Genomic DNA, 11336 nt, shown 5'->3' with positions numbered 1-11336 from the left:
CTTTATCAAGCCCCAGCCACCAATGCCCTATCTGCATCCCCCACCACAGGTTCTCCGGTTGGCGCGAGAGTGATATCACAATCGTGACCAACCCCACCAATAGGAAAGAGAGCGGTATTGCCAGCCAACGTAAGTAACGGCGTGGCCCCACCCGCAACAGATAACAGGTCAGGGCGGCGATAAACACCAATAGCAGCGCCTGATACATCGGCGGGCTAAGCATGGCGGCCAATAGGAAAACGGCATATAGCACCAATTTTCCCATTGGATCAGCCTGTCGCCAGCGGCTTTGATAACTTAGTTTATCAATCCCCAGCATGCTCACCGCGTTTCCCCCGGTAATAGCCTAAGATGTAAAAAATCACCGCCGCCCCAATGGAACCTTGCAGGGTAAACAGCAGACTTTCAATTTCGCCACTGGCGGGTTCATATAACGGCGTGAACCACGGCTGATAATGAGGGGCTGTCGCCTGAATCAGAGTTTCGGCTTCACCATCTGAGCCACCATATTCACCGCCGTGATTAATAAAGAACGGCATTATGACCAGAGCGATCACCATCGCCAGTAAAATAAGCGTCTTTTTCATGTTAGTGAGTCCCTGCGTGGATTAACTGGCGTTTGGTTAATTGGTCGTAAATCATCACTGTCAGCAAGCCTTCAGCGATGGCTATCGGGATCTGGGTAATGCAGAACACCCCCATAAACTTGATAATCGAACCGCTGACACCAAATTGCGGGTCAGGGAAAGCCAGACCAAGCTGTACCGAGGTGACAAAATAGGTGGTTAAATCCGCTAGCATGGCACAGAGGAATACCCCTACATCGCGGCGCACCCCCGCTTTACAGGCTAATTTCCACACCAGATAGCCCACTACTGGCCCAATAACCGCCATTGACATGCCGTTAGCACCCAACGTTGTCAGGCCACCGTGCGCCAGTAATAACGCCTGGAACAGCAGCACAATGGCCCCCAATACCGCCACCACGACCGGCCCAAACAGAATAACCGCCAGCCCGACCCCCGTCGGATGCGAACAACTGCCGGTCACCGATGGGATTTTCAACGCCGATAACACGAAAATAAAAGCACCACACAGCGCCAACAGGACTTTTTGATTGCTGTCTTCAGCGACAATCTGTTTCAAACGTACCAATCCCATAAACAAGCACGGCAGGAACAGTACCCACCAGGCCAGCGCCCACATCGGCGGTAAAAAACCTTCCATGATGTGCATGGCAAAAACATCATTCGGGGCAATCGTTAGCAGAATTGCCATCGCAACGCCGCTAAGCGAAAGTTTTTTTAACTGTCTTTCCATTTCGTATTCCTTTTCCCCCTTTTTACTTGAAGCCGCAGCGGTGTTAGCTGCTCTCGCTCACCCGAATCACTTACTTATGTAAGCTCATCGGGATGAGTTCGTTTGCTGCCTTGCTGCAACTCCAATTAATTTGGGGAGTAATTTAAAATTAATTAACCATCTATTTAACTAACCTGTTATCCATTAACTCGTTGCTGTTTATTGACTAAAATGGTCGAGAAATAGGGCAATGGTTGGTCAGCGGCTAGGGTATCCAACTGACGCCAGCACACCTCGCCGGGTAATGAAGCTTCCGACATCAACAGCGCATGCGGGAACAAATTTAACCGGCCCAATAGCGCCTGAATTTGTGCAAAGCGGCCATATACTTTCATCAGCACTACGCAGTCGTGATCGCGCAGAGCGCGTTCCAGCTCGGCTTCTGGGGCAGTGCAAGACATAACCGCCAGCGATTGTTGCTCCATCGCCAAGGGCAATGCGGCACGTGAGGCAATGGCGGCAAAGGAAGTGACACCGGGGACAATTTCCAACCAATCTGGCCGACCAATACGTTCTAGCAAAAATACCCACGTGCTGAATAACATGGCGTCGCCGAGGGTGATAAAGCCCACCTGATGGCCCTGCGCAACTTCCACCTGCAGCTGTTGTGCTACCTCATCCCACACCGCCTGCTTTTCGCTGTCATCGGCGCTCATCGGGAAATGGCAGGTGCGGATTTCGGTGTTGGGCGATAAATATTCGCGCACAATGGACAGCGCCAGACTGTCACCGCCTTTGCGCCCTGCCGGTGCATACAACACATCCAACTTGGCTATCAGTCGTGCTGCCCGCACGGTGATTAAATCGCTGGCTCCGGGGCCAACACCCAATGCATAAAGTCTGCCGCTCATTACGCTGCCTCCTGCTGTTTTTGCTGCAAGGCACTTGCCAAATGCTGCACAAACATTTCGCGAATCAATGGGTTCTCTCCCAATCCTTGCAGCCATGATTGCGCACTGATACCCGCGGCTTCCAGTTGTGAGCGCCATGAATCCGGCTCATCAGAGGCCATATCATTGATGGCGTGATCACCGGCCACCAGCATTAATGGCATCAGATGCACTTTGCGCACCCCCTGCTGCTGTAAGCGGTTAATGATGTGGCCGATTTCCGGATAACTTTCCACCGCACCCACCAAAGCAGGAAAATTGAGAGAAGTCATTAAATGGTCAAGGCAGGCATACGCAGAAAAGGCGAAGTGACTGGCACCGTGGCCCATAAAGACCACCCGCTCATCTGCCGCCAGCGGGGGCATTTGTACTTGCAGGGCCGCCAGTAATTGTTGGTAATCGGCAAAGCTGCTTAACAGTGGTGTGCCCAATGCCAGATGATGAAAGCAATCGCTAAAACCGCGTACTTCATTAGCGATTTTTTCGTATTCATCGCCATTAATCACATGCAGTGATTGGATAGCGACATCTTGATAACCCTGTTCAGCCAGTTGTTTCAGTGCTTCTCGCGGGTTATTGATCAACAGACCATCGCGTTTGCGCAGCTTACGAATGATCATTTCTGAGGTAAAGGCGCGGAACACATCGCGATCACGATAAGCCGCCGACAGTTGTTGCTCACAAGCTTCAATATTTTTTTGGCGGGTGTGTTCATAACTGGTACCGAAACTGATCACCAACAGTGCTTTTTTCATTTTATTATCCTCGTTGTTCTTGCCAGTGGGCCAGATTGCTGCCAGTGCATCAGATGTTGGGTAAATTCATCCAATGAAGTCACTTGCTGTCCCAGACTGTCCAACACCACGGCGGCCGGGCGGCGCACCACAATGCAGGGAATATTCAATGCCAAACAGGGCGCGACTTTTTCCTGGTAGCCGCCTTGTGCGCCGGATTCTTTGGTGATGACCACATCTGGCTGGCAGAACTGATACAGCGCGTGATTGAATTGCGCGCTAAATGGCCCGCGCAGCGCGATAATATTGTCTACCCCCAACCCCAGAGCCTCACATTGGCTCAGCACCTCCGCCGTTGGCAGCACCCGCGCTAATAGGGTTTTACCGGCCAATCCCTGTTGATACTCCGCCAACTGCTTACTGCCGGTGGTCAAGAGCACTCGCGGCCCCAAGCCTTGCGCCACTGCACAAGCTGCCGCGGCACTCTCCACTTTGTAAAGCAGCGGATGATTGAGCACTTCAATTTCACTTGGGCGCTGATAACGTGTCAGTAGCACTTTGGATTGCTGGCACGCGGCGACCACATTGTTACTGAGCAAATCGGCATAAGGATGAGAAGCATCAATTACCCACCGCACTTGCCGATTGATAAGAAAATCGGCCATTGCCACGGCATCCATCCGCCCGACCACGACCTCGCCGCCAATATCGCCCGCTAATTGTTTACCGGCATCAGTGGCAACTGACAGGCTGTAGTGCTCGCCAGCCCGGTCCAGCAATTGGCAAATCAGCCGTGCATCACTGGTGCCGCCAAAAATATGAATCGGCGGATGGTCGTGGGTCATAATGAATAGCCCGTCATAAGGAATATCTCTTTATAATGAATAGCCCCGAGGGGTGATCATCAGCCCGTTACGGCAATACGTGGCCTGATTGCCGACAATCACCAAACTGGTCATATCCACCGGTTCAAAATCCATATCACCTATTGTGGTTAGCCATTTCTCTTGTTTTTTGCGCCCTGCCGCCTTCACCACACCCACCGGCGTTGCGGCTTTCTTCCACGGCTGCATCAGCTCGAACGCCCGTGCTAAATGCCCTTCGCGGCCACGGCTGCGCGGGTTATAGAAGCAGATAACAAAATCGGCTTGTGCCGCCGCGATAATCCGTTTTTCAATCACTTCCCACGGCGTCATCAAATCACTCAGGCTGATATGACAAAAATCATGCATCAGCGGTGCGCCGAGCAGTGAGGCCGCCGCGATACTGGCGGTGATACCGGCGACCAGCCGCACTTCTAACTCCAACTGTTGCTGTGTGACCAGCTCCAACACCAAGCCCGCCATGCCGTAAATACCGGCATCACCACTGCTGATAAGCGCCACGTTATGACCGGCCAGTGCCAAGTCAATCGCCGCCTGACAGCGCTCAATCTCTTTACACATGCCGGTTTTGATCACCTGCTTATCCTGAGTCATGGATTTGACCAGATGGGTATAGGTTTTATAACCGACGATAATCTCCGCCTCGCGAATAGCGGCGATAGCATCCTGCGTCATCATCGATTCACTGCCTGGCCCAATGCCAATTACGGTTAACATTAATGCGATACTCCCAGAGTGATGGTGACGCCCTGCTGGCGCAGAGTATTGCCAACCAATTTACCGTCGCTCATCAGCCAGGCGACCGGTTGTGAAACGCTGCCGACGCCCACCGTTTGGCGGACAAAATCAGAAGCAGGGAAACGTTGCTCATGGCGGCTCAGCTCGCCGACGCTGAACAGTTCGAACGGCACTCGCCAGCATTTAGCCAATTGATGCAGCGCCGGTTCATCTTTTTTGATAGTGACGCTGCCAATCGCTCGCAATGCCATGATGTCAAAATGATTTTCGGCCATTTGCTGTTGCAGTAATTCAACCAGCGTTTGCAGAGAGGTGGCACGGCGGCAACCAATTCCCGCCACCACCCGGCGCGGCACCAGCTTATAAACTGGCAACGCCGCGAGTTGATCGGCGGGCAGCGGCAGAGTGTCGCGCAGCGTGATACACACTAATGCGTCCAGAGGGGGTAACTGCGCCAGAGAATCAACCGGTACGAACCCTCGCGTGTCGCAGCGCTCACGTTCCGCCAACAGCGGCGTGTCCCACCACAGCCCGACTTTCTGGTTACTGACCAACATTTGATTGACCACTTTGACCGCGTGGCGGAAATCTTGCATTTCGCCGTCCAGTTGGGTCGCCAATGTGTCCAGCGCCGCCATCTCATTAACATCGGTGGCGGTGGTTATCACTGGGTCCGCTCCCAATATGCCTGCCAGATAACGGGTTAGGGTATTCGCCCCTCCTACATGCCCCGACAGCAAACTGACGACGTGTTGCCCACGCTCATCAATCACCACCACCGCAGGATCGGTCATTTTGTCGTTTACCAGCGGCGCAATAACCCGCACCGTCAGGCCAATCGCCCCGACCACCACCAGTGCTGAATACTGTTTAAATGCCTCACGAAGGGTGTCGCCAAAACTGCCGTTGAAGGGTAAAAAGCCCTCTTCCAGTAACTTGTCACTGGTAAAACAGGTCAGCGGTAAGTGGGTTTGCAAGCGCCGCGCCAGCCGCACACCGCCGGGTGTCAGGCAAAATACCGCGATTGATTCAGGCTTGACGATATTCATGGCTAAACCCCGCGTCATAGAGTTTGGAATAGTGGTATTCATCACCGAGGAATGCCCCCACCAAAATCAGTGCAGTTTTATGAATGGCTGCCGCGCGAACCAGATCGGCGATATCCGCCAGTGTGCCGCGTACTGTGCGGCTTTCAGCCCAAGTCGCTTTGTATACCACTGCGACTGGCGTATCCGCGGGATATCCCCCGACGATTAAGCGCTCGGCAACTCTGTCCATTTCCTGTACCGACAAGAAAATCGCCATTGAGGTTTGGTGAGCGGCGAAAGCTTCCAGTTGCTCCAGTGGCGGCATCGGAGTGCGCCCCTCGATACGGGTGATAATCAAGCTTTGCGCCACTTCCGGCACGGTGTATTCCACTCCCAGTTGTGCAGCAGCCCCCAAGAAAGCACTGACACCGGGCACGGAAACAAAGCCGATGCCGTGTTCACTCAGCACTTCGCCCTGTTCACGAATAGAGCCATACAAAGAGAGATCACCGGTTTGTAACCGCACCACCAGCTTGCCCGCACGCACACCATCCACCATCAGTGTGATGATTTGTTCCAAATTTAATCCCGCGCTATCGTGACATTCAGCCTCGGCAGAGCAATATTCCAACAGCTCAGTATTGATAAGTGATCCAGCATAGATAACCACCTGTGCCTGTTGCAGCAAGCGGTAGCCTTTTAGCGTGATAAGCTCTTTGTCACCCGGCCCGGCACCAACAAACCAGACTTTTTGCGTATCCCATGTTGGTGTAACAGGTGAGTGTGTAACAGGTGCTGATACGGCATTAGGATGCTCAGACATGGCTCGCCTCCTTGTGGCAGGAAATAAGATAAGTAGGATTATTTGGTTTAAAATAGTGCCCGCTACCCAGAGGGGTCAGGGTGGAGAGTTGCAATTGCACACAATCCAACTCACTCACGGCGCAGGTCTGTAAATGGCTTAAGGCTTCATTGAGGTTATTGAGCAAAATAAAGGTCAATACCAGGCGGCCACCGGGATTTAACATCATCAATGACCAGTCGATAAGGTCGGTCAGATGACCGCCACTGCCACCAATAAAAATGGCATCGGCTTTATCGGATAAAGGTAAAGGAGCCACTCCGGCCATAATGTCTACCTTGCTGCACCCTAGTCGCTGGCGGTTTTCACGAATCAACTCAAGGGCTGCCGGGTTACGTTCAATGGCGGTCACCCGCAAATGAGGGAAACGCAAGGCCGCTTCCAATGCCACACTGCCGGTGCCCGCGCCGACATCAATCAGGTGAGCTGCACCCGGCAGGTTCAGTCGCTCCAGCGCTAACACTCGCACCGCTTCTTTGGTCATCGGGACTTTTTGTCCGCGCAGGAACAGCTCATCTTTCATTAAGGATCACCACCACATTCATGTCGTAACTCGCCGCCACTTGCTCTGCTGGCAGGCGATAAATTCGTTCGTTAGGTTGCGAAAGGTTTTCGCCGATAATCAAGGTGCGAGAGAGGCCACGTTGCTGTAGCGCATCCGCAATGGCACGCGGGCCAATAATGCCATCGGTCACCATCGCCACTTTGTCGTGCTGGAAGATCCAGTCAAAATCGGGCTCGCGGCCATGGCTGCTGGTGAGGAAGAGGTCATTCATGTCCAACGCCACTTTGGCGCACAGATATTGAATTGCGCTAATGCCGGGAACGATATGTAACTCCTCGGCACTGAAGTTTGCTGCCAGCAATTTGCCGATGCCATAGAGTAAAGGGTCTCCCGAGGCCAGCACCACGATGGCGCGATCCTTATTGCTATCCAGCCACTCCAATAGCCCTAATAGATCAGCATCTAACAAGCGCGACTCTTTACTATCGCAGCTCAATGTCGCCAGATGGCGCTTACCGCCAACCAGAACTTCGGCGCGTTCGATAGCCCGTCGCGCCGTTGGCGTCAGATAGTCAGTATCACCGGGGCCAATGCCCACCACCGTTATCATCGTAGCGCCTCCACAATCTCATCCAGTGGCCGGTTGCTACCCAGAACCTGATTATCAAAAGAGAATAAAATGGCGTCACATTGGGGTGGATTAACGGAGAAACGCATCATCTCGGCGATGCGCTCACAGATGCGCTCTGCGATACGCGAATAGACGCCCTGCCAACCCTGCTCGGCAATTAACTCCATTGCTGCCTCAGTGGTATCACATTGATTAACTTCAAGTAATAGCGCATGAGGTGCGCCCATTAAGGCCAAATGCGCGACCAACGTCTCCATACGTCCATCAGCAATATGGCTGTGGGTGTGGAAGATGCCGGCAGCCACTTTGACCAATTTACCGGGATGCCCCACTAACAGGACGTGACGGAACCCCAGCCGTACAGTTTCTTGCAGCATGTAGCCGACAAAATTACTCATGGTGACCACCCGTTGGCTATCCAGCCCCAAATGGTCGCGGACAAAGCGTTCGCCGTGATTACCCGGCACCAGAATGACGCGGTCCTCACCGGCTGCCCGCTTCATTTCCAGCTCCAGCGCTAATGAGCGCTTCCAGCTCTCCTCTGACATCGGCGTCACAATACCGGTGGTGCCGATGATGGAAATCCCGCCCAGAATCCCCAGCCGCCCGTTGTAGGTTTTCTTCGCTCGCTCCTCGCCTTCCGGCGCAAAGATTTCGACTTCGGCACCGCGTAACGGGCCGATGACTTCACGCACGGCGGCTTCGATGGTTTGCCGTGGTGTGCGATTAATGGCGCAACTGCCGATAGGTAGACCAATGCCTTTGCGGGTGACTGTTCCCACCCCTTCGCCACCGCGCAGGGTGATTTCAGTCTGCTCCGTGAGGGTCACGCGGGCAAAAATCAGCATGCCGTGGGTCGCATCGACGTCATCGCCACCATCTTTGCGGATAGCGGCAGTGGCTTGCTGACCTTCAATCAACGGCTGCTCAACATTCAGACACAAAGTGATGCCGGAAGGGGTCACGATCGAAATTTGATCAATCACTTGCTGGCGCAACACCATCAGCGCCGCGACTTTAGCCGCTGCCGTGGCACAAGAGCCGGTGGTATAGCCTTTACGGTATTGCTTGCCGTTGTGCCAAATGCTGTCTAATTGCTGGTTTTGCAGCGCAATATCATCATTTACAGGGCTTTCATTGGCCAGACCATCGCTCATAGCGCCCCCCGTAGTTGTGTCCTTTGTAACTGATAGAGGATGGCGTTGATAATGGCTGCTGCCACGTTACTACCCCCTTTACGCCCCAGCGCGGCAATGCTCGGTAAACCGCTTGCCACCAACGCATCTTTGGATTCCGCCGCGCCAACAAACCCTACCGGCACGCCGATGACCGCCACCGGAGAGGCTTGCCGTTCTAACAAACGAAATAACGCGGTCGGCGCATTACCGAACACAAACAGCTTTTCGCCCGGTTCTTCCAGCGCCACATCCACCGCGGCCATCGAGCGGGTAATGCCCTGCACGGGCGCAGTTTCCACCACTCGCGGGTCACTGATATAGCAGCGGCACTCGCATCCCATCTGCTTTAATAGGGTTTTATTAATGCCCGACATCGCCATGGTGGTATCGGTGTACAACGTGCATCCTGCACGGATACCCTCGGTAATGTGGGCCAGCACATCCGGTGAGAAATACAGAATATCCAGCCAGTCAAAATCTGCTGTGGTGTGGATAACCCGCTTGACAACCGCTTCGTGCATCTCACTGGCGAAGGTATAGTCCGGCCGCTCAGCGGCGATAATATCGCCAATAATGACAAAACTGTTTTGTTCGATTTCCTGCGGATTTTTTATATAGTTCATGGGGTTATCCTTATTAAAGACCGACCAACAGCAGATGGGTCAGAGCAAACAATAAAAGGGCCAGTAATGACGCCATCATCATCAAATGGATGCTACGTGGAATATCACTCAGAGCGACTTCACGCCGCTCATCGCCGATCCACGGCTTCTCTACCCGCTCACCAAAGTAATCATTCGGGCCTCCCAAGCGGATGCCCAGCGCCCCCGCTACCGTGGCTTCCGACCAGGCACAGTTCGGGCTGGAGTGCTGATAACGGTCACGCCAACCAATGCGCAACGCCTGACGGTAATCGGCCTGAATCAACCAGGCTGCGATACTGAGTAACAACCAACTGAGGCGTGCAGGAAGCCAATTGGCGGCATCATCCATACGGGCAGAGACATAGCCAATTGCGCGATATTTCGGCGTTTTATATCCCACCATCGAATCAAGGGTATTAACCGCTTTATAAGCCATTGCCAGCGGTGCGCCCCCCAGCATCAAGAAAAACAGTGGAGCAATCACGCCATCGACACTGTTTTCGGCCACGGTCTCTACCACCGCACGGGTGATTTGTGGTTTCTCCAATTGCGAAGTATCACGCCCAACAATCCATGACAGCTTTTCACGGCTCTGAGCCAAGGTTCCGTGTTGCAGCGCATCAAAAACTGCTAACGCCGCGTCACTCAAGCAACGCCCGGCCAGTAAGGTGTAAATCATCCACACTTGCGCCAACCAGCCGAGCCACGGGTTAATCTCTGTCATCAGCCATAAAAACCCCCAACTGACGAGCCAGGTGATGCTCACCACCAACAACCACAGCACCGCACCGCCCCATTTGAGTGCCCGTTCGCTATGACACACGGCGCGAATGGCTCTCTGCAACAGCGTGATCAGATTCCCTATCCAGCGCACCGGATGCGGCCAACGTGGCGGATCGCCGAGCCAATGGTCCAACAGGAAAGCAACAAACCACGCGCTCAGGGTCATAGCACACTCCGGGCAGCAGTCAGCCAGCCATCCAATAATCCGGGGCGCTGAGCAAAGTGAATATGCAGATAACTGGCCTGAGTGCGTTGCACTTGATAGCCACTGTGCCAACGCTGAATAACTTCGCCATCGCGCCATTTACTGCTATCAAAAACGGGTGCCAGTGGGCTGGTAAAATCGGAGTAATGGAACTCATGACCACGTAGAATTTCGCCAGACGCGGCTAGTAATGTGTCGCTGCGGGCCTCTGCCTGACAGTAACCAAAGCGAGTCAGGCGTTTTCCCATCCGGCTTTCTCCGGCCAAAACTCCCACCATCCGATGGCGCTGCCCGCTTTCATCCGTCAGAGCATCCCCCAAATACATCAAGCCACCACATTCGGCATACATCGGGATTTGCTGGCGGTGGGCTTGCTGTAACGCCGCATGCATCACGGTATTCTCTGCTAATGCGCGGCTGTGGATCTCCGGATACCCTCCGCCCAGATAAATCATCTGACAAGCCGGCAGATGGCGGTCATGCAGCGGGCTGAAACGCTGGATGCGCACGCCAGCTTGTTCCAGCAAGTCAAGGTTATCGGGGTAGTAAAAATTGAAAGCTTCATCTTCGGCTAAGGCCAATGTCAGCCCGTCGGCCAAAGCTTGAGAAGGTAACGCGGGTGGGGTTCCAACAGGGCGTCGGGTGCTTGAAGTCAGGGTCAACAATCGATCCAGATCGATAAAAGCTTCGACCTGCTGGGCCAATTGTTGCCAGCGCGGCGAGTTATCAGGCTGTTTGGATAGAGCACCCCCTCGCTCTTGTGCCGGGATCAGCCCCAAATGGCGTGATGGCAAGGCAACATCGTCCATGACCGGCAAGCGGCCCAAAACCGGAATGCCGCAATAACGTTCGATAGCATGGCGAATAAGTTGATAGTGATTTTCTGAATTGACGC

General features: G+C 53.7%; 15 protein-coding genes. All 15 read right to left on the bottom strand.

Annotated elements, in window-relative coordinates; translation table 11 throughout:
• The coding region (locus ACNSO8_RS06180) for a CbiQ family ECF transporter T component (RefSeq protein ID WP_418394107.1) at nucleotides 1-319 on the bottom strand (319 nt) is incomplete at its 3' end.
• Nucleotides 306-587, bottom strand: coding sequence for an energy-coupling factor ABC transporter substrate-binding protein (locus ACNSO8_RS06175; protein ID WP_418394130.1), 282 nt, complete (start codon nucleotides 585-587; stop codon nucleotides 306-308). The genes ACNSO8_RS06180 and ACNSO8_RS06175, both read right to left, overlap by 14 nt.
• 1 nt (nucleotide 588) lies before the next feature.
• Complete coding sequence (gene cbiM / locus ACNSO8_RS06170; protein WP_418394129.1) at nucleotides 589-1320, bottom strand: cobalt ECF transporter S component CbiM; 732 nt, start codon at nucleotides 1318-1320, stop codon at nucleotides 589-591.
• Nucleotides 1321-1496: 176 nt separating this feature from the next.
• A complete protein-coding gene (locus tag ACNSO8_RS06165) occupies nucleotides 1497-2210 on the bottom strand; it encodes a cobalt-factor II C(20)-methyltransferase (RefSeq protein ID WP_418394128.1) in 714 nt (237 codons plus the stop codon).
• Nucleotides 2210-3004 carry a sirohydrochlorin cobaltochelatase gene (cbiK, locus tag ACNSO8_RS06160; protein ID WP_418394127.1) on the bottom strand — a complete coding sequence of 265 codons (795 nt, stop codon included), beginning with the start codon at nucleotides 3002-3004 and terminating at the stop codon, nucleotides 2210-2212. Before cbiK ends, ACNSO8_RS06165 begins: the two co-directional genes overlap by 1 nt.
• Nucleotides 3001-3828, bottom strand: a complete 828-nt coding sequence (locus ACNSO8_RS06155) for a cobalt-precorrin-6A reductase (protein ID WP_418394126.1) — start codon at nucleotides 3826-3828, stop codon at nucleotides 3001-3003. The genes cbiK and ACNSO8_RS06155 overlap by 4 nt, the downstream gene beginning before the upstream one ends.
• Before the next feature lie 30 nt (nucleotides 3829-3858).
• Entirely contained in the window at nucleotides 3859-4584 is a 726-nt protein-coding gene (locus ACNSO8_RS06150; RefSeq protein WP_418394125.1) for a precorrin-3B C(17)-methyltransferase, read from the bottom strand.
• A complete protein-coding gene (cbiG, locus tag ACNSO8_RS06145; protein ID WP_418394124.1) occupies nucleotides 4584-5654 on the bottom strand; it encodes a cobalt-precorrin 5A hydrolase in 1071 nt (356 codons plus the stop codon). The genes ACNSO8_RS06150 and cbiG overlap by 1 nt, the downstream gene beginning before the upstream one ends.
• Complete coding sequence (locus ACNSO8_RS06140; protein WP_418394123.1) at nucleotides 5635-6456, bottom strand: cobalt-precorrin-4 methyltransferase; 822 nt, start codon at nucleotides 6454-6456, stop codon at nucleotides 5635-5637. The genes cbiG and ACNSO8_RS06140 overlap by 20 nt, the downstream gene beginning before the upstream one ends.
• Entirely contained in the window at nucleotides 6449-7018 is a 570-nt protein-coding gene (locus ACNSO8_RS06135) for a decarboxylating cobalt-precorrin-6B (C(15))-methyltransferase (protein ID WP_418394122.1), read from the bottom strand. The genes ACNSO8_RS06140 and ACNSO8_RS06135 overlap by 8 nt, the downstream gene beginning before the upstream one ends.
• Nucleotides 7008-7610, bottom strand: coding sequence for a cobalt-precorrin-7 (C(5))-methyltransferase (locus ACNSO8_RS06130; RefSeq protein WP_418394121.1), 603 nt, complete (start codon nucleotides 7608-7610; stop codon nucleotides 7008-7010). Before ACNSO8_RS06130 ends, ACNSO8_RS06135 begins: the two co-directional genes overlap by 11 nt.
• On the bottom strand, nucleotides 7607-8788 hold the full coding sequence (gene cbiD, locus ACNSO8_RS06125; RefSeq protein WP_418394120.1) for a cobalt-precorrin-5B (C(1))-methyltransferase CbiD: 1182 nt from the start codon (nucleotides 8786-8788) through the stop codon (nucleotides 7607-7609). Before cbiD ends, ACNSO8_RS06130 begins: the two co-directional genes overlap by 4 nt.
• A complete protein-coding gene (locus ACNSO8_RS06120; protein WP_418394119.1) occupies nucleotides 8785-9432 on the bottom strand; it encodes a cobalt-precorrin-8 methylmutase in 648 nt (215 codons plus the stop codon). The genes cbiD and ACNSO8_RS06120 overlap by 4 nt, the downstream gene beginning before the upstream one ends.
• 13 nt (nucleotides 9433-9445) lie before the next feature.
• Entirely contained in the window at nucleotides 9446-10402 is a 957-nt protein-coding gene (gene cbiB, locus ACNSO8_RS06115; protein ID WP_418394118.1) for an adenosylcobinamide-phosphate synthase CbiB, read from the bottom strand.
• A partial coding sequence (locus tag ACNSO8_RS06110) for a cobyrinate a,c-diamide synthase (RefSeq protein ID WP_418394117.1) occupies nucleotides 10399-11336 on the bottom strand: 938 nt, incomplete at its 5' end. The genes ACNSO8_RS06110 and cbiB, both read right to left, overlap by 4 nt.

The sequence above is a fragment of the Yersinia sp. LJYL362 genome (assembly GCF_048323875.1).
This window is presented reverse-complemented; position numbering and strand designations above follow the sequence as displayed.

Excerpts from the sequence above, each read along its gene's own strand:
- ACNSO8_RS06175 (WP_418394130.1), bottom strand. The coding sequence starts at position 587 with ATGAAAAAGACGCTTATTTTACTGGCGATGGTGATCGCTCTGGTCATA.
- cbiM (WP_418394129.1), bottom strand. The coding sequence starts at position 1,320 with ATGGAAAGACAGTTAAAAAAACTTTCGCTTAGCGGCGTTGCGATGGCA.
- ACNSO8_RS06165 (WP_418394128.1), bottom strand. The coding sequence starts at position 2,210 with ATGAGCGGCAGACTTTATGCATTGGGTGTTGGCCCCGGAGCCAGCGAT.
- cbiK (WP_418394127.1), bottom strand. The coding sequence starts at position 3,004 with ATGAAAAAAGCACTGTTGGTGATCAGTTTCGGTACCAGTTATGAACAC.
- ACNSO8_RS06155 (WP_418394126.1), bottom strand. The coding sequence starts at position 3,828 with ATGACCCACGACCATCCGCCGATTCATATTTTTGGCGGCACCAGTGAT.
- ACNSO8_RS06150 (WP_418394125.1), bottom strand. The coding sequence starts at position 4,584 with ATGTTAACCGTAATTGGCATTGGGCCAGGCAGTGAATCGATGATGACG.
- cbiG (WP_418394124.1), bottom strand. The coding sequence starts at position 5,654 with ATGAATATCGTCAAGCCTGAATCAATCGCGGTATTTTGCCTGACACCC.
- ACNSO8_RS06140 (WP_418394123.1), bottom strand. The coding sequence starts at position 6,456 with ATGTCTGAGCATCCTAATGCCGTATCAGCACCTGTTACACACTCACCT.
- ACNSO8_RS06135 (WP_418394122.1), bottom strand. The coding sequence starts at position 7,018 with ATGAAAGATGAGCTGTTCCTGCGCGGACAAAAAGTCCCGATGACCAAA.
- ACNSO8_RS06130 (WP_418394121.1), bottom strand. The coding sequence starts at position 7,610 with ATGATAACGGTGGTGGGCATTGGCCCCGGTGATACTGACTATCTGACG.
- cbiD (WP_418394120.1), bottom strand. The coding sequence starts at position 8,788 with ATGAGCGATGGTCTGGCCAATGAAAGCCCTGTAAATGATGATATTGCG.
- ACNSO8_RS06120 (WP_418394119.1), bottom strand. The coding sequence starts at position 9,432 with ATGAACTATATAAAAAATCCGCAGGAAATCGAACAAAACAGTTTTGTC.
- cbiB (WP_418394118.1), bottom strand. The coding sequence starts at position 10,402 with ATGACCCTGAGCGCGTGGTTTGTTGCTTTCCTGTTGGACCATTGGCTC.